Genomic DNA, 25,485 nt, shown 5'->3' on the forward strand with positions numbered 1-25,485 from the left:
TCACTCGACGATCGGTTACCTCAGCCCTGTTGAGTTCGAGCGCAAGGTGGGATTAGCTTAACCCGCTGTCCATCAAACCGGCAGCAGCTCAATGGCCCAATCTGAACGAGAGAACATTTATACCTCCCTTCGAAGAAAGGGCCGGCCGCCCTTTCGGTCAGCGGCCCTCCGGGATTCTGGAAAATTATGAAACGAAAAAACTTAGCCCGGGTATGCCAGTTTTTCCCGGTCGGGCGATCCGCGCCATCACAATTGTGAATCGGGGCGCCTGACGATTTCAGGATCTCAGACAGCCAAAGCGAGGCTAGGAACCGCTGCGCCGGCTGCCCGGTTGTTGATGTGCTGGCTCGCCGCCCGAGCTGGCGGAGCGGCCCCGGCTTATAACCTCCAGCCCCCTGCAGCGGGGGCCGTCTCTCACCTAAGGCGGGCTAGGCGGGTGAAGTGGGCAATGAAATACAGAAATCGCGTGCTGGTTCGCCGCGTCTCGATGGGCACCAGAGATCAGGAACCGGAGATCCTGTTGCCCGGCGAAAACTCGCAGGGCAAGGAAGTCTCGTCTCAACCGAACGGTTGAGGCCGGCTCAAGCACGCTTCCTCGGTCTCGCTCGACGCGCCGGCTTCTTCTGCCAGCTGACGTGCACATAGTTCCAGCCAAATCATTGTTCTTGCGCAAGAAATGACTCGACCCGCGGGCGCTTCGTTACTATTTTTTCCCGACCGGGGCTGGCTGATTTTCCCACCTATGTTTTTCACCCGGCCACTTTTGGAGAATGCGAGAGCCGCAGCGATGAACCCGCCGCGGCTCTTGTGTTGGGGGCCTCTCTCATAAGCGACGGCACCGACGTCAAGGAGCGCAAGGCGACGTAGGAACGGCTGCGCCGTGGCGGTTGGGCTGATCGCCCTGGGTGCCCTTACGGCCTGTGGCCGATCAGACTCCGCCCTGCACCAATCCGCCAAGAGTCGCCACCCGGAAATTTCCCAATACCGCTTTCGTCGAGTCGGCTGGACGATCGGGAAGTGAAATCACCGAAGCCAAAGCAGTGGACCGAGAGCGAGCGAAAGAGGCTTGCCGCGATGGCACGTCGACGCGCCGCGTCGGAGATTGCGGCAAGCCTCGGGCGGCATGTCGGATCGGTGAAGCGGATGGCCCGAGAGATGGGCTTGCTCCTAAAGAAATAAGAAGCGGCTATACCACACCCCACGACGCGCAGTAGCTCGCGCTTTACCAGGTCAAACGGATCGGCAATTTGGTAGTCCGGAAGTGACTAGCCGTGCTCGGTGACTGATCCTATATCTTGCGACGACTTCCACCGCGGGTTCGATCGTTAATGCGTTACAGTCCTTTGTTGTGCTTGCTCCTGACTGCCTGCTCTTCAATTTGGGCCGACACGTCGGGGCCCGTGCCAGAGTTACAGCCGGTGCAAGCCCCCAACCAAGAAACGATAGAAAAGGGCGTTCAGATTGCCGCCAGAGCAGCAAAGCTAGCTATGCCGGTTGAGGTCTCAGCCCTACGGAAGGCTGACCACGGGCCAGGATATTACTTTGTCTGCCTGAGAGAGGCGAGCCCGTTACCCGACAAGCCACGCCCAACGTATTCCGTGTTCTTCGATGACAGTTACAAGGACTTGAGATTGTCCGTCATTCTAGAAAACTGTGAGCAGCAGCAATATTCGAGCGCGAACTTAGGCGCGAGTTTGAAATTGCCCTATCAAGGAAGATAGAGCGCAACGAATAGCGAACCCACGGATGTGAGGTGGTCCAAGCTAAGCCGGAGCGTGTCCGAAGGCGGCTTCGGCCCCCTCTCCCGCCCGATGCAAGCCGAGACCCCACGAAACCAAATTGCGCCGCCGCGCAATCATCCAGAAACCTTGGCGATCTATCGTCTCCCCATCGAACGGGGATTGAGCCATGATCACCTATTTCCTGAACCTGATCTACGAACAGTCGCTGTCCAACTACCTCAGCGCCATCCCCACCGAGCAGAGCGCAGCGCAATGATGGAGGCGATCGCGGCGGCGATCGTTTTCCTGGCCATCGGTGCTGGATTGGGGCACCTCTTCGATGCGTTTCATTTGCATCGGTGAGCCAAGAAAAACCCCGCCTTGCGGTAGGGCTGGAGTTGACTGAGATAGTCCGCCAAACAGACTCGGCGAACGGCGCGATTATACCGCGGTAACGTTGCTTTGCATCATGGTCAGCATCTCGGCTGGCCGAGCCTACCGCTACAGCCTCAAGTTTCCCGCCGACTGCTTGCCCCGATCGGTGATGATCTCGTAACTCACCTTGGCGCCCTCGGCCAAGCTGCTAAAGCCCGCCTTCTCGACTGCCGAAACATGGACAAAGACATCCTTGCCGCCGTCATCCGGTTGGATGAAGCCATAGCCCTTGCTCGCGTTGAACCACTTAACAGTACCTGTCGCCACGAAAGTCTCCCCTGAAACGAACGGCACTAGCTTGCCAGAACTGGGGGAAAATGAAAGCGGCTGGCCGGTAAGTGGCGGCGCTAGCCTTGAACTCTCACAAGCCGCGCCAACCTGCGTCGGTCATCGGTCCATACCTCAATGAATTCATGCGCTGCGAGGTGCCGCCGTGCCTCCTCTTTGGCCGCCTCCGGATCCTTGGCCGCCAGCGTGTAGTGGGCGTGAACAACGCCATCGATATCGACTGCCAAAGCATAGAAAGTGGTCGGCATGACCATCAAAAGTATGGGCTCGGACGGTAGTTCCTACCTACCATTTGGCGCGCGTTGACAGGGCCAAAAGAGTTACAGCTCCCAGCGACATTGCCCAAATCAAAAGATCTTCTTGCATCACCATGGGCTCCTTTCGGAGCAAGCGTGCAGATTCCATGCCAGCAAAAAGCCCTCAGCATCCGGGGGACCCTGAGGGCGGTTTCAAATGAACTCGTAAACCAATGAGGCATCGTACCGGCGCCAACCGCATCGGCATGTGATCTGGTTCACATTCGCAAAAACAATCAGGCGACGCCTGACTGTAGCGCGTCGCCTCTTTCATTCGCGTTTCGAACAACTGCCGTCGGAAAGCGCGATGCTACTCATCGTCGCCGGTGGCGCTTTTCCGCCCATGGGCAGTTGTGAACATTGGCGCAAGACGCGGCGACAGAACGCGACATTCGGGATCTGGGAATGCAATAACTGATGCCTCGCCGACTCGGCGCTGCAGGCGCCGGGTTGCGGAGGCATTGCTGAATTAGCCGATGTTCGAGCCGTGACATCAACCCTCCGCTAGTTCACGGTAGGGCAGAAGCGCCCCATGGTGGCGGCTCCCGTGTCCGCCGGCGCGTCCAGCAACTGGGCGGCGATCTCGGCCAGTACTTCGGCCGGCAGCACGAGGCGGGCCGTCACAACTCGCAAGGCACGTCCGAGTCGCAGCTCTCGGGCACTGCGAAGACCAGCCTCCGAACAGAGCCGATGCTCAACACGCACGAGCGAGGCGACGAACACGTCCTGGAGGGCAACTGGTTCAATAGATTTCCCGCCTGAGCGGGGTGCTCGAGCTGCAGCGGAGGTTTGAGGCACAATCGAACCTCGTATTCAGCTTGGAAGTCTTCGAATTTCCGCTGTGTTTTCAGCACACGTTCCGACATTCTGCAGCTTTTCAGGCGATTGAGACCACTACAGTATTTTGCTTTGCCGGAATGAAATTGCGAGCCCTCGTGAGTAATCTTCGAACTCATGGAAATCCAGCCACTTCTGGTCTTCGGTCGGTGCGTTGCGTGCCGAGTGCCGATCCTTCTTGAAGATCAGCGCCTCGTCAGCTCGGCACGCCACCCTTCCGCAGACCCTCAGCGAACAGAGCAAAATCATCCGGTTTGCGAAAATTGATTCTCTCGGCAAGATTGGAAACGCGCAATTCTGGATCGAGCATCTGCAGTCGGGCCAAGTATTTTTTGGCATCCTCCCTCCGCCCGAGAAGACTGGCGCTGACGACCGCGACACGCGTTCCCTGCGAAAAGAATGGATTAAGACGCAGCGCGCTTTCTGCTGCGGCGAACGCTTCATCGTGTCGCCGGGCCACGAAATAGGCCAACGACTCTGCACCGTTCATCACGAACATGTGCGGATCGACCGGGCTAAGGCGCTTGGCGCGTTCGACATGGACAAGCGCCAGTTCGGGTTCACCGAGCCAGGCTCGCACATAGGCGCTCTGGGCCCACACTAACGCCATATTTGCGTTGAGTCCGAGCGCCCTGTCCATGAGGCTTGCGGCGGTGTCGAGGTTGCCGAGAATGCTGGCAGTTGCAAAGCCGCAGGAACCGAGTGCCCAGGCATCATCACGACCGACCTCGGCTCCTCGTAATGTCAGTACTTCGACCTCGGCCATTTCCTTGACGCGATCCGAGGTCCAGCCTGCGGATTTGCGCGCCACGTAACATGTCGCAGCCAGCCCGTAGGCCATGCTGTAATCGGGATCCAGCTTCATGGCTTCATGGGCCAGACGCAACGCCTCGTCGACACCTGCCTTGGTCCACAAATAAAGAGAGGCAATCCCGCGCATATGTATCATGTGCACATCGGTATTTTCCGTGGGTCTGTGCTTTGCGCGTTCGATCTCGGCGTGTCGCATGGTCGGTATCAGTGCGCCCACGACGCTAGCTGTCACTTTGTCCTGCAGCTCGAAAATATCATCGAGCGTGCCATCGAAATTGTTCGCCCAGAGATGGTTTCCGGTCGATGCGTCGATCAGTTGCCCTGTGACGCGGATTTTCGATCCCGACCGGCGCACGCTGCCTTCAAGCACATAGCGCACGCCAAGTTCGCGTCCGATCTGCTTCACATCGACCGCTCGCCCCTTGTAGGTAAAGCTGGAATTCCGCGAGATAACGAACAGGAATCGGAATCGCGACAGCGCCATCGTGATGTCTTCCGCCATTCCGTCGGCAAAGTAATCCTGTTCGGCATCTCCGCTCATGTTCGCGAACGACAGTACGGCAACCGATGGTTTGCCGGGGAGAGCGAGCATCGGGGCCGATGCTTGCGGCGCTTCCGGCCTGCCGATCTGGATCCGGTAGACACGAACCGGTCGCGCGATGTTCTTGAGTTGCTGCTCGCCGCCATCCTTGAAAACGACGTCGAGTCGGCCTTCCGCGTCTTCCTGGACCCGGGCGGATACGCAGATGCCTCCGGGGTCGGCAATGCCCTCCAGCCGAGCGGCGATGTTGACGCCGTCACCGAAAATATCCCCTTCATCCGAAATGATGTCGCCGACATGAATGCCGATACGCAGTTCGACCCGCTTCGGGGCAGCGATGTTGAGATTGACGCTGGCCATCGCAAGCTGGATATCGACGGCGCAACGGGTCGCTTCGACCGCGCTGGCAAATTCCGCCAGCATGCCATCGCCGGTGGTCTTGACGACCCGGCCCCGGTGTTCGGTAACCTTAGGATTGATCAAACGAGCGCGATGATCCTTAAGCTGCGCGAGCGTTCCTTCCTCATCCAGGCCCATCAGCCGGCTATAGCCGGCCACGTCAGCCGCCAGGATCGCAGACAACCTTCTGTCTAACCTCTTGATTGTCAATTCAGCCTCTCCGAATCTCCCGCGTAACTATTGTCCGAGTTGGGTGCATCCCGCCGGCACATTCCGACATGCGACGAACTTAAACCCCGGCACCTGGGCCGGGGCTTGTCATAACCGAATGAGGCGATAGGGCAGCTGTTCGCGCCTATCTTGCGCAGCGATCGCGGAATATTGACGGAAAACATTGCGCAGATTGATGCGGGCTAATAGGTTCTTAAGGGTTAAGCTGAGGGGCAATCGTGGAACGGGACGAACTTGAGCGCCTTGTCGGTGGCCGGTTGCGGCTGAGCTTCGACGAGATTTTGAATCATCCCCGCCTGCCGGAAGCACGTCGCGCCTATCTTGAAAGCTTCGTCCACCTGTACGAAGGCGATCCGTTTTTGGTTCGTCTGCTGCTTGAGGCCGGCCGATTCCTCGTTTTTCTCTGCGTTGCCGTACTCGAGGCCGCGCAGGATCCGTCGAGACGCGAGACCTGGTTCACTGTGGCTGCGCTCAAGCGGCAGCTAGCCATGTACGGCTATGCCAGCGGCCGGCAAGTGGATCATCTCGTCGCGCGCTTGCGCGAGGTTGGATTTCTCGAACAGAGTCGCGCCCCCGGTGACGGGCGCGTCCGGCTGCTTGCGGCCACGCACAAGTTGCGCACGCATCACACCGAGTGGCTCGCGACGCACTACATCCCGCTCGCTGTGCTTTTCCCCGACCATGATTACGGCCCGGTGCTGTCGCGCGATCGCGCGTTTCACGTCCTGCACTGCCGCACGTGCTTCCCGTTCAATCCCGCATCCGCGCGCCTGATGATGACGCTGCCGGACACCCTGCTGTTTTTCTCGCACGCAGCGGGACCCCTCATCCAGAATGCGGTTCTGTTGGCGGCAATGGATGCCGCCGATCCGAACGCTGCAATCCCCTACATCGACGCCGCCGATCGTTTCGGCGTCTCCCGAACCCATGTCCGCAACTTGATGAGCAATGCGGAGGCGGCGGGACTGGTCAGGATCACCGGGCGCGGTGGCCATAGCATCGTGATCCTGCCGCGCTTCTGGGCCAGCTACGACCGCGGCCTGGCGGTAGGGATGTATCTTCACGACGCCGTCAACCTCGTCGCGATGCGCCAGTGGGCCAGTGACACGACTGTCCCGTTCGATCGCGCAACGACTGCGAGTTATTGTCGCGGGTCAGGGCGCTCGATTTGACTTACGCAGACAATGCTCGTCACCAGTAAAACTACGGAAGATGGTCGCGTGGATTTGCGCTGAACGTGTTGATCCCATAGGTTCCCGTTGAGGGGAACCGGTCCAGGACTGGGTCGGAATGGCTGGGGGCAGCCCGATGCGTAAAGGCCTGAGTTCAGGCGGTTTTCAGGCTGTCTTGGGCATGCGTGGTGCGGGTTTTTCTCCGCGCGCGGTGCGGCGCACGGCGCTTGCAGCCCTCATTTTGGTCGGACAGGCCGGTCCAATCCGGGCGCAAAGCGTGCCCACCGATCGCACAGCATATTCGTCCGGCCGCGCCGACCCGTCCGTGCGGTTGCCGCCAGTGACGGTTGACGCCAAGCGCAAGCGCATCGCCAAACCCAGGACTGCGCGTGTCGTTGCACCGGCCGCGCCCATGAGAGAACGCACCAGCGTGCCGGCATTGCCAGATGGCGTCGTGCTGAACGGCGGTCCGCCGGTGACGCAAACCACCGCCGGGCCGGTAAGCGGCTATCGCGCGCTCACTTCAGTCTCGGCGACCAAGACCGATACACCGATCGAGCGCATTCCGCAGGCGATTGCGGTCGTGCCGCGCGCCGTGCTCGACGACCAGCAACCGCTCGGGCAAATGGATGCGCTCCGCAACATCTCGGCCGTGACGCCGATGTCGGCCAACACGTTCATCGGCTATGCCTACAAAGTGCGCGGCTTTCCGGCCGACCGCTATGTCGATGGCCTGCCGAACTATTATGACGGCGGCGACAACACCTCACTCCGCAACACCGAACGCATCGAGGTGCTGAAAGGCCCGGCCGGCATCCTCTACCAGGGCGGCATCGGCCCAGTCGGCGGCATCATCAACACGGTCTCGAAGCTGCCGACCGAGAACCGGTTCGCCGAGATTGGCTTCACGGTGGGCGGTTACCGGCTGGGGAACACCTGGTTCGACGTGAACCAGCCGCTTGCGAGCGGCAGCACCGCGCTATTCCGCATGACCGGCGAATTCGAGAAGTCCGGCGACTTCGTCGATGTAATCGAGCACCGCCGCTACGCGCTCAATCCAACGCTCCTCCTCAACAACAATGACGGCACGCGCCTCACGATCCAGGGCAGCTTCTCGTCACGGTCGCTTCAAAATTACACAGGCCTGCCCGGCGCGGGCACGATCGACAGGTCGCTGTTCACGATTCCGCCGACGCTGTTTCCCGACCGGCCCGATCTGGGCCGCAGCTGGACCACCTACAACGGCGTGACAGCGCGGCTCGATCACGAGTTCAATGCGGTCTGGTCAGGAAATGCCACGACCCGGATCAGCGAGATGCGGCTCGAGCAGTTCGGACATTTCCTCGGCACCGACACCCCGCTGTTCGGCTCGACGTTCCCGTTTCTCAGTTTCCATCTGCCGGTGGATACGCGCGAGATCGCTTCGAATGCCAACCTGGTTGCCAAATTCGCGGTTGGGCCGACCAGGAACACGCTTCTGTTCGGGGCGGACAGCGATCGTGTGGCCGACAAGATCCGCGACGATATCGGTTTCGCCGGTCTCGTCGACTTCGCCAATCCGGTGTTTCCCGCATACACGACGCCGACCGCGAGCGCGCTCAACTCCAACAATCTCTACGTCAACAGTGGGGCGACAGCGCAGTGGCAGTCGGACATCCATGAGCGGCTGCACCTGCTCGCGGGCGTGCGTCTCGCCAACGTCTATATCCACGGCGCCGACACGGTGGCCGGCAGCGATTTCGTCACCAATGCCTGGAAAGCGCTGCCACGGTTCGGTGCGGTCGTCGATCTCGTGAAAGGCGTATCGGCGTTCGCGGACTACTCGCAAGGCTACCGCGGCGTCCCCTTCTTCAACGCCGTCGGCGCGCCCAAGCCCGAGGAAGCCGAGCAGACCGAGGCCGGGCTGAAGTTCGCGCTGCCATCCGGCTTTGCCGGCACCGTCGCGTGGTTCACCAACACGCGGCGCAATGTCATGAACCTGCTGCCGGGAAGCCCCTTCCTCGCCACGCAGGTCGGCGAGCAGCGCGCAGAGGGGTTCGATGCGGACCTGACCTGGCAGCCGTTCGCGGGTCTTTCGATCCTTGCCAGTTACGCGCATGTCAAGGCGATCGTCACCCAGGATCAGCTATTCGCTGCCGGGACCATGCTTGAGCGCGTGCCGCGCGACTCCGGCCGGCTGTGGGTGAACTACAAATTCCAGGATGGACGGCTGCAGAATGTTGCGATCGGGGCTGGCCTTTACGCGGCCTCCGCGCAGGCGGTCGCGCTCGACAACATCTATTTCACACCGGCATATGTCACCTTCGACGGCAAGATCGCCTACGAGACCGATCGCTGGAGCCTGGGCGTGACGGGAAAAAATCTCGCCGATCGCCGCACCTTCGTGCCGTACGCAAGCGGTTCCGGATACATCATGCCGGCCGACGGACGCACCGTGCTGGCTTTCGGCAAGCTGAAATATTGAGCGCATCGTCTGATTCCACCCGGTCGCCCCTGGTGTTTCGGGCGGGACGAGATATGCGCAAGGTTTTCCGAACGCTCGCCGCTCTCCGAGGTATTCTGCTCTCTGGTTGGAAGGCTGTTTGCTCGCGAACAAGCTCCCTTTCCCAGGTATTCTGATTGCTCAAGAGAGATTTTTATGGCCGAAGCCAAAACCAACACTCCCACACCCGACCGATTCCCGCTCCCTGCGCTTGGTTACTCGCTGCTCATTGCCGTACTGGTAGCGTGTGGGCTGCACGCGCTTTTCATCTCGGGTCCAGCCATGCGGGCAGCCGCTCACGAACAGGTTCAACGCGCTATTGCAGATGAGGATCGCCATTCCTGTGAGATGTTCGGAATGCGCTCGGATAGTGCGGCCTTCGCCGCGTGCAGCAGAGAGCTGGCGACCATCCGCCAAAAGCAAATAGACCGTGATAACGCGGCCGCTCTTGGGATTCTTTAGCAACGTTCTGTTCGAGGCCGAGCGTCATCGTTCATTTCGCATGTCGCAACTCAGCAATTGTCAGGCGCACGATCCCCTCGTCTGTGCCTATTCCCCCGCGTCTTTTTTCGACCGTCTTAAGAAGGAATTAGGTTATGCCTCGACGTACAGTGCTTGGTTTAGGTGTCGCAACGATTTGGATCGTGTCCGCTGCGGCACAGCAGTCCGCACCCTCTTACCAGGCCGACCCAGCAGTCTACAAAGTCATCTTCGAAGATCAAAACTTCCGCGTGATCGCTAGCACCTGGAAGAAAGGTACAACCGATCAGCCACACTCCCACCCAGCTGCCTTCGTCGTCTACGCGCTTAGCGACTGCGTCCTGCGGCTCCACAATCCTGACGGTACAACTCGCGACTCCAAGAGCACGGCTGGAACGGCCTTTGCGGGCCCCATTACATCCTCGCACACGGCCGAAAATGTCAGCGAGTCGGATTGTCAGGCCATTTTTGTCGAACGAAAGTAATTCACCTCAGCTCCGCGGAGCATACCAACCGCCTAGCGAGTAAAAACGATGGAAGCTTGAAATTCGCAGCCAAGCTATTGATACTATTTCGGAGCTCGAGAAGCGCTGCGTCTGCTCCGCCTGCCGGCCGCGCAGCGCCGACATCCGGCCCGACTGGTGCACCAAAGGTCGTCCTCGTGCCACGGCGCGTCGCTGAGCCAAGGCGGGCGGGGGGGCCCTCGACTGTCCGAGCTCCGATCGCAAATCGTGTGTGCCAAAAACCGAGATCGGGTATATGGTGCCGAAATCACCGCTCGGTCCCAGGCCTATATCGGTGACTGAGAGTGCTTCACGCTCCCGCCCTCTACCGAGAGGATGCTATGTGTGAGCGCTGCCTTCCCTACGACGATCAAATCACCCGATACCGCCGCTTGGCATCCCGCATCAACGACCGGCTTGCGCAAGATGGCATAGCCGAGCTGATTGAAACCGCGCTTGCCACGAAGGCAGCTTTCCATCCCGAGTTGGAGCGGAAGTGACGCCGCATTTCACGTGCCGGTGCCCCACGCGTGGGGACCATCGGCCAGTCCTATAAGCGGAATGAGTTCTTAATCTCGCGCAGGAGCCTCAGCGCCGCGTCAGTATAGTGCCCATACGACCAAGCCCGCATTGGTCGCCACGATTGTCTCTCGATCCGTCAGCGCGCGGGGGTCCTGTCTATCAACATCGCTAGGACGGCTCGGCATCTTCGCTGATGGGCTGTGCAGTGCGCCGCGGTCGCGCATGGGGCGTCCGATCCGAATTAGGAGGCCAGCATGGCGACGGTGAAATGCATCTGCGGCGCGAGGGTCGATGCCGTCCGGACCCCGACGGGCTACAGCACTTCGTATGGCGATGAGTTCTTGCCCTGCTGCCGGAAAATTCAGGGTCTACTCGCAAAGGGCGGCACTATCTCCGGCGACAACGTCACGAACTGCGAGCGGATGGACCACGCCGTCGCGGCCACCATGGGCGCGCGGCGGTAATTTGATACGCGCCTGCGTGCCCCCGGTTCCGATAGAGTAAGCACGGCTGGGCAGCACCGGTCGTTCTGGAGAGGCAGAGATGATCCCGCAAGCAATCCGCGATGGTTTGCTCGAAATTGCTCAAGAAACCGGTCGGTCATATGCGGCCGTCGAAAAGGTCTTTGAGCTTTGTGTGGATGCGTCCGACAGCGGAGTGACCTTCCACTTCTTAGATGGCGAGTTGACTGCCATTGCTGACGAGGGTGACGCTGTGCCTCAAGAGCTCCTTGATGCGGCCAATGCCATCTACGATGACATGGTAGCCGTTTCGGACACGATATTACTGCTAACTCTGAGGCTGGCCGGGCGGTCACTGCAATAAAACTGTAAAGGGGTTCGCATTTCTGGGCCGAGCACCTATGTTCGGCGCATGCGTTTGCGCTCACGCCCTCTCTGGTGACGGCCAGGCGCTCCAACAGGCCGCAGATGGAGTATGCGCCGCTCTGCTCATAGGAACCGCGAGCAACTGAAGGTGTTTCCTCCGAAATACGGAGGACGCGCTCATGCTGAACCGAACTTCTTTTCTGCTATTCGCTTCGATTGCCCTGATGCCAGCGGCTTGGGCCCAAGGAGCTGGAGGAGGCGGTGGTGCAGGATCCGGAGCGGCAGGAGCAGGCAGCTCCGCAGCATCATCCTCCGGCACGTCGGGAGCAATGACCGGAGCCACGGGTTCGGGCGGCACTCAGCAATCGACCGGCACCACGACCGGCGGAGTGTCGCAACCGCAGGCGCCGGGCACCTCGAACAACTCAGAGGCGCAAACAACGGGGCGCAATGCATCGACAATCACTGGGTTGCCACCCAACAATCCCACTGAGCGTCAAGCTGAACGCAATCAGGGAGCCGGCACGAGCGAGAACGGCTTGCCGATCGGTTCGCCAGGGTCAGGTGTGGGTTCGCCCGAACAACCTGTTGGGTCTACGCGGCGCTGAGGCGCGAGCCCGTCCGTTAAGGTTTCCCGTAAATCTTAATGCCAGCCGTCGATTGCTCTCAACGCGATCCTGGCCATGGTCCGCGCCGTTCGGAATGCGCTCTCGAACGCGTCCACCTTACAGACTTTGCCGCCCGGTCTTTTCGCCACATTGTGACCGGGCGGCGTCGTTCTGCAGGAGCGATCGCATGCTTATCCTCACCGTCGTCGTTGTCCTGATAGCTGCGCTGTTTTGCTTCGCCGGCATTTTTGCTGCCTTTGGCGGCCGCGACTGGAACAAGCATTATTGCCTGCAGCCCGGTGGGGATTGTGACCGGGCCGCTTTTCTTGCTCTGACCATGGGCTAATAGACCCCATACAGGTGACCCCATGATCTGGCTGGCGAGAATACTCTGCGCGCGGGCTGCGATGCGGGTGCCGGCCGGAATTTGAATCGGGAAATGGGCACTTGGACTGCCAGTGATGCTTGCTGCAGCCCCATTGGTTGAGAGCTTAGGACGGCCGATCGGATAATTCGGCAGAATGACCTGCTCAGATCCCGCGCCTCGCCGTTCCTGAGCCCGATGCCCAACCGATGCTATCGACGCCCGCGCAGCCCTCTCCGTTGGTGAAGGCGCCATCGAAGAGGGTCACGTTCGCATACACGGCCCCCAGACAGTTTCCGAAGGCGCTCAGCCGCGTCCCCGCGCTGATCTGGATCGGGAAAAAGTAGATCGCACCATCGTAGCCGGCCCATAGGGAAGGTATGATTAGGTCGGGGATCACCACCTGTCCGATCCTGATCCGCCGATCGCCAAGCAAACGCTGTTCTGCACCGCCGTGTTCGCGCCGCATTGCGCCTGAGCCCGTTGGACCCTTTAGCAATTCGGATGCGCATTGGGATCGCACATGGGCATTTCTTCCTCGGACGCCATGACGAAGCAACGGCCGCGCTGAACGACAATCCAGACTATCAGGCGGGAATCCGGATTGGAGCAGCAAGCGATGCGATGGTCAGGCTCTCAGGGCAGGCTCAAAAGCTCGCAATTCGCCTTCAAAGGCTGAACCTACGTGTTTCGAACCTGAAAAATGTTCTTGGTCTTTATCGGCGCGCGCCGAAGACCGTTGCCGCTTGTGACGGTGATCTGCGCGGTGCGCTTCGAGCACTGATGCTCCTCAAATAGCAGTTAGAGCACGAGGTAGCGCTTATCAGGGGGATGCGTGCTCCTCCTTCCCGGAGCCTGCCATTAGGCTGACATAGCGTGACGGCTGGTTGGAATGCTGGCCGCTGGTGCGGTTCGGCATTGCCGCTGAGGAAGCCAAGAACCCGAGGTAATACTTGGGACAACCAGGCCGGAGAGAAGAACCGCCCGGGCGTCGGAAACACGAGTTTTGCCGCGCTCGGGGTTCTTCGGTCGAGGTCGCGCACTTATGTCGGGGCGATGCTGCTTGGGTTTCCATTTACATCAAAGGTTACCATTCCAGAACATTACCCGTATCAGGCCTGCACAGCATCGATCACGTCATCGTTCTTTATAGGCGTCCACTTCATTCCGCCTGCCACTGCCATTAGTTCCGAATGAGTAGCTGGCGAGAGTCGCCGTTGTTGCATCCTTCAGGCCCGATGGGTGAATGAGCTAGATCGCAATCCGCGGCCTCACCCGGGAGATCGTATTCGGACTGACCCCGTAAGATCGGGCCAGAAATCGCACTGACTCGCCATTGGCTTTGCGCTCTCGAACCTCCGCGATCTGGTGCGGGCTCAATAGGGGCTTACGGCCCATGCGGACCCCTGCTCGCTTCGCCCTCTCTCGCCCCTCCATGGTCCGGGCGCTAATCAACCCCCGCTCGAACTCCGCCAGCCCTCCCAAGACGGTCAGCATCAGCCTGCCAGCCGGGGTGCTTGTATCTGCCCATGGCTCGGCCAAAGACCTGAAGGAGCAGCCCCTGTCGGCAACAGCCTTCAAAATGGTGAGGAGATCGACTGTGGAGCGTGCCAAACGGTCGAGTCGGGTTACGACCAGAGTGCTACCGGGCTTTAGAGCCCTTAGCAGGGCCTGTAGGCTCTTCCTGTCGAACCGGGCTCCGGAAGCCACATCCCGGTAGATGTGCCCGCAGCCAGCCGCCGTAAGGTGTTCAAGTTGGGCTTCTAGTGTCTGCCCTTGGGTCGAGACCCTCGCATATCCTATTTCCATTTAAGGTAGAATGACACGGATATATGACACAGTCAACCTGTTGTTTTACATCATCTTTCTTTTTGTACCAGAAATGTTGAATTTTGAGACATTCGCGGAGCCTCATCTTTACGGACATTCGTGCTGACCTGGCCCTGCCGATTTCCTCCAGTTGAAGTTAGAGTCCGGCCTTCTGAAGGACGGACAGATGAAGCGAGCCAGGTTTACGGAAGAGCAGATTATTGGCGTGCTGCGTGAGCATGAGGCAGGCGCGAAGGCTGCCGATTTGGCGCGGAAGCATGGCGTCTCTGAAGCGACGCTGTACAATTGGAAGGCGAAGTTCGGCGGCCTGGACGTCTCCGATGCCAAGCGGTTGCGGCAACTCGAGGACGAGAACGCCAAGCTGAAGAAGCTGCTGGCCGAGCAGATGCTGGATGCTGCAGCGCTACGCGAGCTTTTGTCAAAAAATGTATGACCCGCCCCGCCCGTGCAAGGTCGTTTACTGAGGACGATGCAGTCTGCACAAATGTATCCGGCCTCTTGCAAGTGGGCCGCTGTTGCGGCCAGGCCATGATGAGATCAGCGCGTGCCGTTCCCAGATAAATGGTTCGGGCTCGAAGCCCGCTTTTTTGCACAGGGTTTACGGCGCGCCGATCGACTGTTTCGTCATCACCTTCACGAACCTCGCAGTCTGGAACAAACGGGATCAGCTAAAGGCCGGATCCCGCCGTTCATAGCTTGCGCCGGGCTTGGTCATCACCACCCATGCGATCCGCGCAATCTTGGCCGCCAAGGCGACGGTGACCTTGTTAGTGTGCATGCGTGCCTGAAGTCCATCAAGCCACGCGCCAAGGCGGTATCGCGAACGATCAAGATGAGTCACGCAGGAACGGGCGCCATGGATGATCATCCGGCGCGGATATCGATTGCCGCGCTTGCTTATCCCCAGCAGCTTCGTTTTGCCTCCCGTAGAATATTCTCTCGGGACAAGACCTAGCCAAGCTGCCATATCGCGGGCCTTTTTGAACTGGCGGGCAGATCCAGCTGCTGCCAAAAGCGCCGTCGCGGCCAGCGGACCAATGCCCGGGATGGTCATCAATCGACGTGCGGTATCGCTTTGAGAGGCAATTGCCTCAATCTCGCGGTTGACCTCGGCAATCCGCAGCTCCAGCTGCCGCAGCTCGTCAAATGTAGATGCAAGAATGCGACGCATCGCCGAGGTTAGATCATTCGACTGATCGGCCAAAACCCTCGGCAGATCAGCCTTGAACTTGCCGGCGCCCTGGTGAATAGCGATCCCATATTCCAGGCAAAAAGCGCGCATCTGATTGATGAGGCACGTCCGTTGCGACATCATCCGATCGCGAACACGATGCAGCGCTTGCAGGTCAATGTGCTCAGGCGACCTTAGCTCGACGAAGCGCATCGTTGGTCTCGTCACGGCTTCGGCGATCGCCGCGGCATCGATGATGTCATTTTTATTGGACTTCACATATGGCTTCACGAATTGAGCTGGGATAATGCGAACGGTGTGCCCCATGGCGGCAATCTTGCGGGCCAACCATTGCGAGCCGGAGCAGGCCTCCATCCCCACCAAAGCCGGTCCTGCACGTTCGAAGAACTGCAAGAGCGTATCGCGCCGAAAGGTCGCCTTCTGGATCGGCATTCCGGAGCGGCGTCGAGCCCAACGACGTGGAAAAGGTTCTTGCCAATGTCGATCCCAAACACCGTTGCCGGCCTGGGCTTGTTCCGTGTCCTCATTGCTTCCTCCTTTCAAAAGCCAACTCAGTCTGACTGAGAGGACGGGGCGGGTCATCCCATTAATGGTAGGGCCCGTCGCCAAGCGCGAAGCCGTCGCGCACCTGCAGGCCGTCATGGGTCTGTCGGAGCGGCGGGCCTGCGGCATCGTCGGCGCTGACCGCAAGATGGATCGCTACCGATCGTGCCGACCGCCGGACACCGAACTACGCGGCCACTTGCGCGAGCTTGCTAATGCCCGTCGGCGGTTCGGCTACCGCCGGCTGTTCGTGCTGCTTCGCCAGCAGGGCGAGCCGTCCGGGCGGAATCGGATCTACCGTCTGTATCGAGAGGAAGGCCTCAGCGTGCGCAAGCGCCGGGCCCGCCGGCGCGCCATGGGCACCCGAGCGCCGATACTGGTCGAGGCTCGGCCGAACGCCCGGTGGTCGCTGGATTTTGTCCACGACCAGTTCGCCAGCGGCCGTCGCTTCCGGGTCCTGAATATCGTCGATGACGTGACCCGGGAATGTCTGGCGGCCATCCCCGACACCTCGATCCCGGGGCGGCGGGTGGCACGCGAACTGACGGCGCTGATCAATCAGCGCGGCAAGCCGGGCATGATCGTCTCCGACAACGGCACCGAATTCACCTGCAATGCCATGCTGGCCTGGTCCGAGGAGAACAAGATCGACTGGCACTTCATTGCGCCGGGCAAGCCGATGCAGAACGGCTTCTGTGAAAGCTTCAACGGCCGGATGCGGGACGAGCTTCTCAACGAAACCTTGTTCTTCGGCCTCGATCACGCCCGCGCCAAGATTGCGGATTGGGTCGGCGACTACAACGGCCAACGCCCGCATTCCTCGCTCGGCTATCTGACTCCTGCGGCCTATGCCGCCTACCTCACCGCAACGTGCGATCGGCTGCGCAACCCCGACCAGCTCCGCCGATCGCACGTTGCTAACACCGCGCCAAACGGCGTAACATCCGCCGAGACTCTAACCGCTACTGGGTGAAACTTCAGGGGCAGGTCACCAGCCATGTCGCCCACCTTCACCACGCGATTGAGGCGCTCCAGGCCGAGATAGATCTGCAGACAGCCCGGTTCCACGGATGGACCCAAACGCACAGTTGGGAACCGAGCGGGACGTGGAGCCCTCTGCGAGGTGCCGCATGAAGCGGTCGGCCACGATGATTCACAAACTGGTACCGATGCGCGGCGACCGACCGACGAGTGGGCGCCCTCGCCGGTACGCAAACACGAAAGCAAGAATTTAAATCCATGACGAAGGACGTTCCAATACTGAACCCTAACCCGATTTTGCGTAAACTCGAATCGATCGCGGAGCCCAGTTGGAGTCGCGAATTGGTCAAACAGATCGCAAAGGACGTCGGAGAAGCCGTCATTACGCACATCGAATTGATGTACCCCAGCGCAATTGCCAGCACGCCGTCGACATTCAAGCTGTCCGTTAGAAACTGCGTGATCAACGAAATCATGGCGGCGGCCGACGTGAACAACGCTGGCCGTATCGAGGCGCGACTGAAGGAGAGGCAGGTGTCCCGCGGCAAACTAAAGGCCGCGTACCACAGGCTGCGCGACGAAAACGAGGAGCGGCCTGACTAGGACTCCGGTCTTCTGTCGAGCGGGTCGGCGAGCGCGGGCGCGCCAGTCGTTAAGATATCGAGCAGCGAGGCAGCGAGCATAAGATTACTGGTAGACAACAAAAAGCCCCCGCTTTCGCGAGGGCTCTTGAGTTTAAGACTACTCGCCGTTCAATACTTCGCGGGCTTTGTCTTTCACTCCGCCGACGGCGTTCTGGGCCTTGCCTTTCACCTGGTCCGCTTGACCTTCGGTTTCTGTATTAGCATCGCCAGTGATCCTTCCAACGCCTTCCTTGATCTTGCCCTTGATGTTTGTTGCGGCACCTTCCACGCGATCTTTATCCATGTTCCAATCTCCTCGTGCTGTGCGAGAATAACCTGCGTTAAGCGGAGAGGTTCGCGTGGAACTGCGTTCCTCTCTCACGTTTCCGGGAATGGCAAAGAAGCAGGTCGGAATAGAAGTCATCGAAGAGGGGATCGAGCGCTTTCTCGTGAAGACGTTCGACGATGGTTCCGAGGTGCGTCAGCCGATCGTCAAGGAGCCACGCAAGAAGCAACCGCGACGCATTGACTGGAGTCGCAAGCTGAAGTCGGGCCTGAAGAGAGGAGTCTAGGAAGACATAGCGCCGCGCTCGTTATTCAAGGGAGCGCACTCATTCAGAAAAAGCCCTTGGTCTGGCATTGTACACGATACGGCTGTGGCCGTATTGATTTCCAGGCTCTCCAGTTTGCACTTTCCTCACCTCATCGAAGCGATCACCGCGGCGGGCTCGACTGCGGGAGTGGATTTGGTTTGGCGCTAGTTGGGCCGCGGCATGGCGCGGCAACGGCGCTCAAATTCGTCAAGGGACTGTCGCATCGCAGCAATCAGCGATGAGCTGGCAAGTCTTTTTAGCAAAGCGCTGGCGATTCTATTGGACCGCTTCGGGCGCGACATGTCGGCCTACGACTCGACGAGCCGATCCCGACATCGCGCCATCGGACTGCTATCGCAGCTTCGCCAGCATGATGCTGGCCAAGGGCCGCCGGGAGAACATCGAAGCGCAGCACGGCTCCTTGCCCTGACGTCCTGCGTACCGCAGCTGCTTGACCCTCCTCGGCGCCGGAAACCCTTCCAGCGGAGGTCCGTTCAGCCGTTGCACCGGGGAGGTAACCAGATGTCACACGATCTCATCACCTATCTGGGCGGACTTGCTGCCTTCCTAGCTTCGCTCTCCTACATGTTGATGTCGCTCGTCAATGCAAATCGATCTCGACGGCGATCCGGACAAGGTCCGAGTGGCTTTTAGCGCCGAGCTTGGTCTTGAGCGCAGAGGTAGTGTTGGCCACGTTCTTGTAGGAGATGCCCAGTTCTGACGCCACTTCCAAGAGGCGGTCGCCCCGGCCCAGAAGCCGCAAGATCTCGAGTTCACGCGCGCTCATCTGCGTCAATGACTCGCCTTGATCGCCGCGCCGCCGAAGGTAGTCGCTTCAGCCAAGCGAGGCGAGACGAAGCGGTCGCCCGCTGCGATTTTGCGGATCGCCTTGGCAAGCACCCGGAGATCGTCGGTCTTCGAAACATAGCCCTGGATGCCCATTTCGACTGCACGCACCACGAATGCGGGATCCTCGTTCACGCTAAGCATGAGGATGGACAAAGGGCGCTCGGTGCTCAAGTTCATGGAAGCCAAGCGCCCCGAGCCAGAGACGGCACGCGAAGCGCCAGCGGCTGAGTCGACGGCCGCAGCGCCGACGCCAGCACCCCTCGCAACCAGAAGGTCAGGCCGAAGCCAACGCCTGCAGCGCCGCCGTGCGGCACGTGCGCGGGTGCGTGCCAAAGCATCCTGACTCACCTCCTTTCGTCTACTTCCGGGAAAAACTGGAAACTTTCCAGATTGCCTTGAGTTGGCAGTGACTGGGTTCGGTCTCCGGAGAGAGTAAGTATGGTCGACGAAGTCGTCTTGAAGAACGCCACGGAGACCGCCTGGACGGTGTATCGGGCGCGGCACCCCGAGGTCGATGCGCACGACAGCCGGCGCTGCCTGCTGGAGCGTCACCTCCACAGCAGGTCGGAAGCGCGCGCAAGCGATACCGAAGAGCTCGCAGGCTTCGGAATAGCCTACCTGCAGCGGCTTTCTCGAGACGGATGTTGACGGCCGTGAAGGCGCTCGCAGCGCGCGTGGCCCGGGGAAGCACGAGGCCAAATTGGACGCTGCTCGCGATTTCGTCCCTCATTTCCGCGACGATCGTGACGGTCCTGCGGTTCGTGTTGGGGGCCTAGCCGATGCGGATCGCCCAGCTTGCTCCGTTGGCTGAGAGCGTGCCTCCAAAGCTCTACGGCGGCACCGAGCGCGTGATCGCCTGGCTGGTGGACGAACTGGTCGAATCCGGGCACGACGTCACCCTGTTCGCAAGCGGGGACTCGAAGACGAAGGGAAAGCTCCACGCGGTGTGGCCGCGCGCGTTGCGCCTGGGGCGGAAGGGTGCGGATCCGAACGCCGCCTGCGCGCTTCTGATCGAGGCCATCGCCGAGCGCGCGCACGACTTCGACGTGATCCACTCCCACGTCGACTGGTTGCCTCTTCCGGTGCTGAGCCGGACCGGCGTGCCTTTCCTGACGACGATGCACGGTCGGCTCGATCTGCCCGGCCTGCCCCAGGTAATCGGTGCCTTTGCGGACGCTCCATTCGTCTCGATTTCCGCCGACCAGCGTCGGCCGCTTCCGGAAGCGAACTGGATCGCGACGATCCAGCACGGACTGCCCAAGGACATGTTTAGGCCCCTCCTACGAACCAGGTTCGTACCTGGCCTTTCTAGGGCGGCTGACGGCGGACAAGGGTCCGGAGGACGCGATACGAATCGCGCGCGCGGCCCGGATGCCGCTGCGGATCGCGGCCAAGATCCCTCGGGCGGAGACGGCCTACTTCAAGAACGAGCTCGAGCCGAACATCGATGGCCAGGCGATTCAGCTCGTCGGCGAGGTCGACGACGCGAAGAAGCAGCCGTTTCTCGCGAACGCAGCGGGCCTGCTGTTTCCGATCGATTGGCCCGAGCCGTTCGGTCTGGTGATGATCGAGGCGATGGCCTGTGGGACACCCGTGATCGCTTATCGATCAGGCTCGGTACCGGAAGTCGTGGAGGATGGCGTCACGGGCTTCATCGTCGACGGCGAGGAGCAGGCGATCAGAGCAGTGAAAGAACTGGTCCGGCTGGACAGACGAGTGGTCCGCGCCCGGTTCGAGGAGCGCTTCGCCGCAAGCCGGATGGCGAAGGAGTACGAGACCCGATATCGCAACCTGATCGCTCGTGGAGGATGCTTCGCGTGAGAGATCCACAGCTGGCTGGTGGGATTGGCATCGAATCCTCGGCCATCCGTTTCGAATCAGGAGTAAGTGGAATTCTAGAGTTGAGGTCGGCATCCGAACGGGCGCGGCTTGGACGTACTCTGCGATCGCTTTCAATACCTGCCTTCGGGAGCGCCCGCGAAGGCAGGTCACGGTATGCCGCAAATGTATGTCCATCGTTCCAAAACGCGGAACTTTCTGCCCCAGCACAACATTGGTCGGTAGAGGCTAAATTATGAGACACGAACCATCCCCGATTTCAAAATTCTTCGGTGATCTGGCCAACAAGACTTCGCTTGCGGCGGGGCGTGCCTCAACCTTTCTGTTGGCCGCGGGTGTGGTGGTAGTATGGGGTATAAGCGGCCCGCTCTTCCACTTCTCGGACACTTGGCAGTTGGTCATTAATACTGGGACCACAATCGTAACTTTCCTTATGGTATTTCTGATTCAGAATTCGCAAAACCGGGACAGCGCCGCCATTCAGGTAAAGCTGGACGAACTCATTCGCGTGAGTGCGGCGCGCAATAGTCTCGTGGGAATTGAGCACCTCACAGACGATGAGATTGAGGAGCTTCGCTCAAAATGTGAAGCGCGTGCCAAGGCCGAAAAAGCCGGAGATGAGACACTCGACCGGACCCGACAGTCAGCGCGGCGAGCCGCCGAGCAGATCGCCAGCTGACGATGTCAACGCCGGCATCATCGAAAAGACCGGTAGAAAATATCGACGCCATCCTGCGGCTTGAAAAGCAGGATGAGGAAAAGATCGCTCTTCATCATCGTGTTTTTCATGCCATCGGATCGTTCGCGGGCACTCCGCAGTTCGTTGTGCTGCAGTGCGCGGCGGTGGTGTGCTGGATTGCCTTCTGCGGGATATTATCCGATAGCGCGTTTGATCCGTTCCCGTTCCCGCTGCTTGGGACATTCCTCGCGCTAGAGGCGGTACTTCTCACCTCCTGCGTCCTCATTCGTCAAAAAGCGACTGACCGCATCTTGGAGAAGCGGGATCGTCTAGAACTTCAGATTAATTTCCTCTCCGAACGGGAGGCGACGCGGTCTTTGAGAATATTGCAGAAGCTTGCCAAACGGCTGAATGTCGATGACGAGGATTGCCAACAAGACGAATTGGCGCAGGAGACGTCTGTTGATCAAATTGCCCGAGGCTTGCGCGAGCGCGAGGAGGCTGAAAAGGCTCAATGAGATATCTGCCCGGGAGACGACATGGCGGGCGCTCTGATGCCACCTGCGCCATCGTGTTCATCTGCTCGAGCTCTTCATGGAGCAGAGTCCGTGCGATGCGCACGGTGCTAGAATTTGAGCGTGGTCCTGAGCCCGAATACCGACGCATTTTTAAGGGCCCTGCCGGCGAATGGCGTCGCTGGGCCCGTGGCGCCGCCGCCAGGGTAGATGATGTATTGGAAGTTCGGCTGCAACGACCAGCCGTCCTTTATCTGGTATTGGTAGACCGTCGTCAGCAATCCCTCGAAGTTTCGCGAGGGCCAATTGGGATTCACCAGCGTGCGGTAGTCGGCGTCGAGCGCCTGCGCCGGTTTGGAGACATGGGCATAGCCTGCGGCGATCCCGAACTTGTCGTCGGGCCGGTCGTCACTAAGCCCGATGAACTCGACGCCGGCATCAGCGTAGAGATCGATCAGGTTGCGATCAGCGGGCGCGCCGGCGGCCCTTGCGAACACACCGATTCCACGATCGTCGCTGTGAGGCACGCGGTAGATCTGTTGCTCGAAGACCGCCCAGCCACCGATGTTCCCTCCCAGCAATAGCGGCTCTCCGCTGCTACCGGGAGCGGCGAAGGAGACGCCGTTCGACGCGAGCTGTTGATCCGCGAAAGAGCCGAAGTGCCGCCAGCCACCGAACTTGATCTGGCCGGTCAGGTTGGGATCGCCCTTCATGTTGTTCCAGGCGTACTGGATCTGACCCAGTAGCAAGGGCGGATCGTTGACGCGGAAATTCACGCCATAGCGATTGCGCTCCTGCGGGTCGCCCGATCCGGGTCCGGCTTGGTCGCCGTCGAAGATTCCGCCCAAAAGGGAAAGCTGGTCGGTCACGTTGACCAGTAGCCTTGCGCCCATAGCCGCCAAAGGTGGCGAAGGTCCGCCGCTGGGAAGATTGAGCGACGTGATCGCGGGCCAACCCATCGAGGCGTTGGTGAACACGTCTGTATATTTGGTGTTGAAGAATTCGCTGTCGGCGGCAAGTTGACCCACCTTGAGCGATATCCTCTTCTCGCCCCACTGCTTCTCGAAATACGCTTCGTAGAGACGCGTTGAGGGCAGAGCCTCGATACCGCTGACCACAAAGAAGTTCTGAAGATTGCTCCGGGACAGGCCATCCCCATGGATCTGAAACATGTTCGCGTGAAAAGTGAGCTTGTCGATGCCGACGAGTTTCTGCAGATCGACATCCACCGCGAGGTTGAGGCGGCCTTCGTAGATTGCGCCCTGTTTCAAGCCGCCGGAGGCATTACCAAACGCCTCGCCGATGTAAGTGGCCGCGAACTTCACGCCGTACTTCTGCAGCGGATTGGGAAGAAGGCCGAGCGTCTTTTCCTCCACGGTGCTCTCACCCGTGTCCGGATCGGCCGGCTTGTCGTCGTCCGTCTTCTTATCCTCCTGGGCCGCGGCGCCGGCTGCCAGGAGCATGACTACCGACATCGAAAGAACGACCTGCCTATAGGCTCGGTGGGGTCTCGACACGCGACTTCCTGATCTCGAAGATAGCCGGTACCGAATTGCCCGATGTTGCAAGGCAAGTCCACCGTGCGACAGCTACCAAAGGTATGGGTCAGACCAGCTGGCCCATCGCAATCGTTAACATTTTTGAATCGCGGCACGCGAAGTGTTGGCTATGATAGGGTTTTCCCTTCTGGGGGCATTCATGTTCGATCCGTCAACTACTGCGCTATTGCGCGCGGTCTTAAACGAGGTTTGCGAGAGCGTTTCGCACCGCGAGATCGGAGCGCGTACCCATGTCGCCTCAAAGATACTGGAGGCTGCTACCAAAGGTGAGGTATCGCTAGACGAGCTCAGGCAGGTAGGCCGTGATGCCCTTTCGCGTGCACCCACGATGTGGCGCTGATCGGTCGAGGCGGGCGTGAATTTCCAAGTCACGGTGCTGAAGATCCTGGTGAGCTATCCGGACGGCTTCGCAGTCATGGAGGACCTCAAGCGCGACATGGCCATTCTGGCGACCAGCGGCCGCGATTGGGCGGACCGGACCAAGCGCCTCGCTGGGCAGGTCCCCGACCTCGACATCTTTTCTCAAGGCTTAGTCGAACGCATCAGCGGGGGCTGGAAGATCACGGCAAAAGGTCGAACAGTGCTTGAATTCATGGAAGCGCGCCCGGAGTCATCCGCGCCGGCCCAACAGGCCGCAGCCGATGAGGCTCCCAAACTGGTATCCGAGACAGCGACGGTTCCTCCGCTACGGCAACCTGCCGACCGTGCCAAGCGGCGGCGCGAGCGCCGCAAACGGCGTCGTGAGGCGCGCGAACGCGCGAGAGCAAACGCCTCTTGAGGTGGATCGAAGCCAAAGAAGAAGCCTCCGGCTGGGCGCGGCGGTCGAAATAGTCCCGGACTGTCGATTGCCTCCTACCCCCAAGCGTACCGCCGTTACGTTGTTTGCGGCCAGCCTATTCCGACCTAAGAACGGTATTGCTTCGGGTATCGGGATGGCGACTTGTGCACGAGTCCTTCTACCGAGCCGGCAGGCGCGAATGGCGAGGGCGGAACCAAACCTGCGCGGTAAGCGACCGTCTCGCCGGCCGGCACCACGCCCAGCACCCCGGCTTTGAATGGAAGGCCCCTTTTTGCCGACGAGAGCACCAGCCGAGGCGTGCCTAAAGGCATCGAGGAGGACGCAGGCGTCCGGAGACCGGGTAGGCCCGGCTAGGCGGGCACCGTCAGAGAATCGAGACGTTTCCGGAGAAATGCCAGCACCACGATCTCGTCGGAAGTGAGCTTGGCGTACTGACGCTTGAACTTCTGCGCGATCTTGGCCTCAATCATCTTCACGAGGTCACCTGACATGTAGGCGTTCAGGACTTCCGGGTGCACGTAGCACTTGCGGCAGATGGCCGGTGTGTTGCCGAGCTGCTTCGAGACGCTTTCGATCGCGGCGACGACGTTGCGCTTCGCCTCGGCCTGGCTGTCGTACTTCTTGAATTCGGCAAGCGCCAACGCCGCCAGAACGGTTCCCGCCCAAGTCCGAAAATCCTTGGCGCTGAAGTCCTCCCCCGTGATGTCCTTGATGTAGGCGTTGACGTCGCCGGAATCGACAGTGCGGGGCTGTCCGTCGTCGTCGAGGTACTTGAAGAGCTCATGTCCCGGGATCTCGGCGCAGCGCTTCACGATCGCGGCTATCCGCTTGTCCTCGACGCGAAGCTTCCATTGTTTGCCCGACTTGCCCGTGAAGTCGAAACGAAGGACGCCGCGCCCGACCGCGACGTGCTTGCGGCGCATGGTGGTGAGCCCGTAGGACTTGTTTTTCTCGGCATACTCGG

The 25,485-nt window shown here is 60.1% G+C and carries 22 protein-coding genes and 5 pseudogenes; 17 read left to right on the plus strand and 10 right to left on the minus strand.

Features of this window, described 5'->3' with window-relative positions; all coding sequences use genetic code 11:
• Window positions 1-448 precede the first annotated feature (448 nt).
• Entirely contained in the window at window positions 449-574 is a 126-nt protein-coding gene (locus tag C7G41_RS38920) for a hypothetical protein (protein ID WP_306768088.1), read from the plus strand.
• A 1,648-nt stretch (window positions 575-2,222) separates the two neighbouring features.
• Here C7G41_RS38920 and C7G41_RS35265 read toward each other — a convergent pair.
• Together C7G41_RS35265 and C7G41_RS35280 are read right to left on the minus strand one after the other, a co-directional pair.
• Window positions 2,223-2,423: a cold-shock protein gene (locus C7G41_RS35265; RefSeq protein ID WP_106946859.1), complete on the minus strand. Its 201-nt coding sequence runs from the start codon at window positions 2,421-2,423 to the stop codon at window positions 2,223-2,225.
• A gap of 1,350 nt (window positions 2,424-3,773) precedes the next feature.
• Window positions 3,774-5,513, minus strand: a complete 1,740-nt coding sequence (locus C7G41_RS35280) for an adenylate/guanylate cyclase domain-containing protein (RefSeq protein WP_245446876.1) — start codon at window positions 5,511-5,513, stop codon at window positions 3,774-3,776.
• Window positions 5,514-5,779: 266 nt separating this feature from the next.
• On the opposite strand from C7G41_RS35280, the gene C7G41_RS35285 reads away from it, so the two are divergent.
• Window positions 5,780-6,733 (plus strand): hypothetical protein, encoded by a 954-nt coding sequence (locus C7G41_RS35285; RefSeq protein WP_245446878.1) that lies wholly within the window; start codon window positions 5,780-5,782, stop codon window positions 6,731-6,733.
• Window positions 6,734-7,010: 277 nt separating this feature from the next.
• Window positions 7,011-9,197: a TonB-dependent siderophore receptor gene (locus C7G41_RS35290; RefSeq protein ID WP_158268081.1), complete on the plus strand. Its 2,187-nt coding sequence runs from the start codon at window positions 7,011-7,013 to the stop codon at window positions 9,195-9,197.
• 159 nt (window positions 9,198-9,356) lie between these two features.
• Here the strand turns inward: C7G41_RS35290 and C7G41_RS37180 are convergent, their stop codons facing one another.
• Complete coding sequence (locus C7G41_RS37180) at window positions 9,357-9,680, minus strand: hypothetical protein (protein ID WP_146159868.1); 324 nt, start codon at window positions 9,678-9,680, stop codon at window positions 9,357-9,359.
• A 1,294-nt stretch (window positions 9,681-10,974) separates the two neighbouring features.
• On the opposite strand from C7G41_RS37180, the gene C7G41_RS35305 reads away from it, so the two are divergent.
• The 3 genes from C7G41_RS35305 (at window position 10,975) to C7G41_RS37545 (ending at window position 12,501) form a co-directional block, all read left to right on the plus strand.
• On the plus strand, window positions 10,975-11,184 hold the full coding sequence (locus C7G41_RS35305; protein ID WP_106946846.1) for a hypothetical protein: 210 nt from the start codon (window positions 10,975-10,977) through the stop codon (window positions 11,182-11,184).
• Between the two features lie 79 nt (window positions 11,185-11,263).
• Complete coding sequence (locus C7G41_RS35310) at window positions 11,264-11,545, plus strand: hypothetical protein (RefSeq protein WP_146159869.1); 282 nt, start codon at window positions 11,264-11,266, stop codon at window positions 11,543-11,545.
• Between the two features lie 797 nt (window positions 11,546-12,342).
• Window positions 12,343-12,501: a hypothetical protein gene (locus C7G41_RS37545; RefSeq protein WP_158268082.1), complete on the plus strand. Its 159-nt coding sequence runs from the start codon at window positions 12,343-12,345 to the stop codon at window positions 12,499-12,501.
• Between the two features lie 184 nt (window positions 12,502-12,685).
• Here the strand turns inward: C7G41_RS37545 and C7G41_RS35315 are convergent, their stop codons facing one another.
• Entirely contained in the window at window positions 12,686-12,988 is a 303-nt protein-coding gene (locus C7G41_RS35315) for a hypothetical protein (RefSeq protein ID WP_106946848.1), read from the minus strand.
• Window positions 12,989-13,023: 35 nt separating this feature from the next.
• Here C7G41_RS35315 and C7G41_RS35320 point away from each other — a divergent pair, with 35 nt between their 5' ends.
• Window positions 13,024-13,317: a hypothetical protein gene (locus C7G41_RS35320; RefSeq protein ID WP_106946849.1), complete on the plus strand. Its 294-nt coding sequence runs from the start codon at window positions 13,024-13,026 to the stop codon at window positions 13,315-13,317.
• A gap of 453 nt (window positions 13,318-13,770) precedes the next feature.
• Here the strand turns inward: C7G41_RS35320 and C7G41_RS35325 are convergent, their stop codons facing one another.
• The gene (locus C7G41_RS35325; RefSeq protein WP_106946850.1) at window positions 13,771-14,328 is read right to left on the minus strand and encodes a recombinase family protein; all 558 of its coding nucleotides are present in this window, start codon (window positions 14,326-14,328) and stop codon (window positions 13,771-13,773) included.
• Window positions 14,329-14,515: 187 nt separating this feature from the next.
• Here C7G41_RS35325 and C7G41_RS35330 point away from each other — a divergent pair.
• Window positions 14,516-14,779: pseudogene (locus C7G41_RS35330) on the plus strand (transposase); the annotation flags it as partial.
• A 234-nt stretch (window positions 14,780-15,013) separates the two neighbouring features.
• On the opposite strand, the pseudogene C7G41_RS35335 reads toward C7G41_RS35330, so the two are convergent.
• Window positions 15,014-16,068, minus strand: a pseudogene (locus tag C7G41_RS35335) (IS110 family transposase).
• 62 nt (window positions 16,069-16,130) lie between these two features.
• Here C7G41_RS35335 and C7G41_RS35340 point away from each other — a divergent pair.
• Both C7G41_RS35340 and C7G41_RS35345 read left to right on the plus strand, forming a co-directional pair.
• Window positions 16,131-17,057: pseudogene (locus C7G41_RS35340) on the plus strand (IS3 family transposase); the annotation flags it as partial.
• A gap of 266 nt (window positions 17,058-17,323) precedes the next feature.
• Window positions 17,324-17,668, plus strand: a complete 345-nt coding sequence (locus C7G41_RS35345) for a hypothetical protein (RefSeq protein WP_106946851.1) — start codon at window positions 17,324-17,326, stop codon at window positions 17,666-17,668.
• Between the two features lie 138 nt (window positions 17,669-17,806).
• On the opposite strand, the gene C7G41_RS35350 is transcribed toward C7G41_RS35345, so the two are convergent.
• Window positions 17,807-17,992 (minus strand): CsbD family protein, encoded by a 186-nt coding sequence (locus C7G41_RS35350; RefSeq protein ID WP_106946852.1) that lies wholly within the window; start codon window positions 17,990-17,992, stop codon window positions 17,807-17,809.
• Between the two features lie 55 nt (window positions 17,993-18,047).
• Between C7G41_RS35350 and C7G41_RS35355 the strand changes: the two genes are divergently transcribed.
• Window positions 18,048-18,260, plus strand: a complete 213-nt coding sequence (locus tag C7G41_RS35355; RefSeq protein WP_146159870.1) for a hypothetical protein — start codon at window positions 18,048-18,050, stop codon at window positions 18,258-18,260.
• A gap of 622 nt (window positions 18,261-18,882) precedes the next feature.
• Here C7G41_RS35355 and C7G41_RS38925 read toward each other — a convergent pair.
• Window positions 18,883-19,277: pseudogene (locus C7G41_RS38925) on the minus strand (LuxR C-terminal-related transcriptional regulator); the annotation flags it as partial.
• 291 nt (window positions 19,278-19,568) lie between these two features.
• On the opposite strand from C7G41_RS38925, the gene C7G41_RS35370 reads away from it, so the two are divergent.
• From C7G41_RS35370 to C7G41_RS35385, 4 genes and pseudogenes are all read left to right on the plus strand, one after another.
• On the plus strand, window positions 19,569-19,778 hold the full coding sequence (locus tag C7G41_RS35370; RefSeq protein ID WP_106946854.1) for a hypothetical protein: 210 nt from the start codon (window positions 19,569-19,571) through the stop codon (window positions 19,776-19,778).
• A gap of 131 nt (window positions 19,779-19,909) precedes the next feature.
• Window positions 19,910-20,951: pseudogene (locus C7G41_RS35375) on the plus strand (glycosyltransferase family 4 protein).
• A gap of 253 nt (window positions 20,952-21,204) precedes the next feature.
• The gene (locus C7G41_RS35380) at window positions 21,205-21,648 is read left to right on the plus strand and encodes a low affinity iron permease family protein (protein WP_106946855.1); all 444 of its coding nucleotides are present in this window, start codon (window positions 21,205-21,207) and stop codon (window positions 21,646-21,648) included.
• A gap of 2 nt (window positions 21,649-21,650) precedes the next feature.
• Window positions 21,651-22,166 (plus strand): DUF1003 domain-containing protein, encoded by a 516-nt coding sequence (locus C7G41_RS35385; RefSeq protein WP_106946856.1) that lies wholly within the window; start codon window positions 21,651-21,653, stop codon window positions 22,164-22,166.
• 107 nt (window positions 22,167-22,273) lie between these two features.
• On the opposite strand, the gene C7G41_RS35390 is transcribed toward C7G41_RS35385, so the two are convergent.
• Window positions 22,274-23,626 (minus strand): carbohydrate porin, encoded by a 1,353-nt coding sequence (locus tag C7G41_RS35390; protein ID WP_245446881.1) that lies wholly within the window; start codon window positions 23,624-23,626, stop codon window positions 22,274-22,276.
• 235 nt (window positions 23,627-23,861) lie between these two features.
• Here C7G41_RS35390 and C7G41_RS38570 point away from each other — a divergent pair, with 235 nt between their 5' ends.
• The gene (locus tag C7G41_RS38570) at window positions 23,862-24,062 is read left to right on the plus strand and encodes a hypothetical protein (RefSeq protein WP_106946862.1); all 201 of its coding nucleotides are present in this window, start codon (window positions 23,862-23,864) and stop codon (window positions 24,060-24,062) included.
• Between the two features lie 15 nt (window positions 24,063-24,077).
• Window positions 24,078-24,500 (plus strand): hypothetical protein, encoded by a 423-nt coding sequence (locus C7G41_RS35400; RefSeq protein WP_106946858.1) that lies wholly within the window; start codon window positions 24,078-24,080, stop codon window positions 24,498-24,500.
• A 371-nt stretch (window positions 24,501-24,871) separates the two neighbouring features.
• On the opposite strand, the gene C7G41_RS35405 is transcribed toward C7G41_RS35400, so the two are convergent.
• On the minus strand, window positions 24,872-25,485 hold a 614-nt coding region (locus C7G41_RS35405), incomplete at its 5' end, for a DNA topoisomerase IB (RefSeq protein ID WP_146159871.1).

Origin of the sequence: Bradyrhizobium sp. MOS002 (genome assembly GCF_003020115.1) — a bacterium.
Lineage (GTDB): Bacteria > Pseudomonadota > Alphaproteobacteria > Rhizobiales > Xanthobacteraceae > Bradyrhizobium.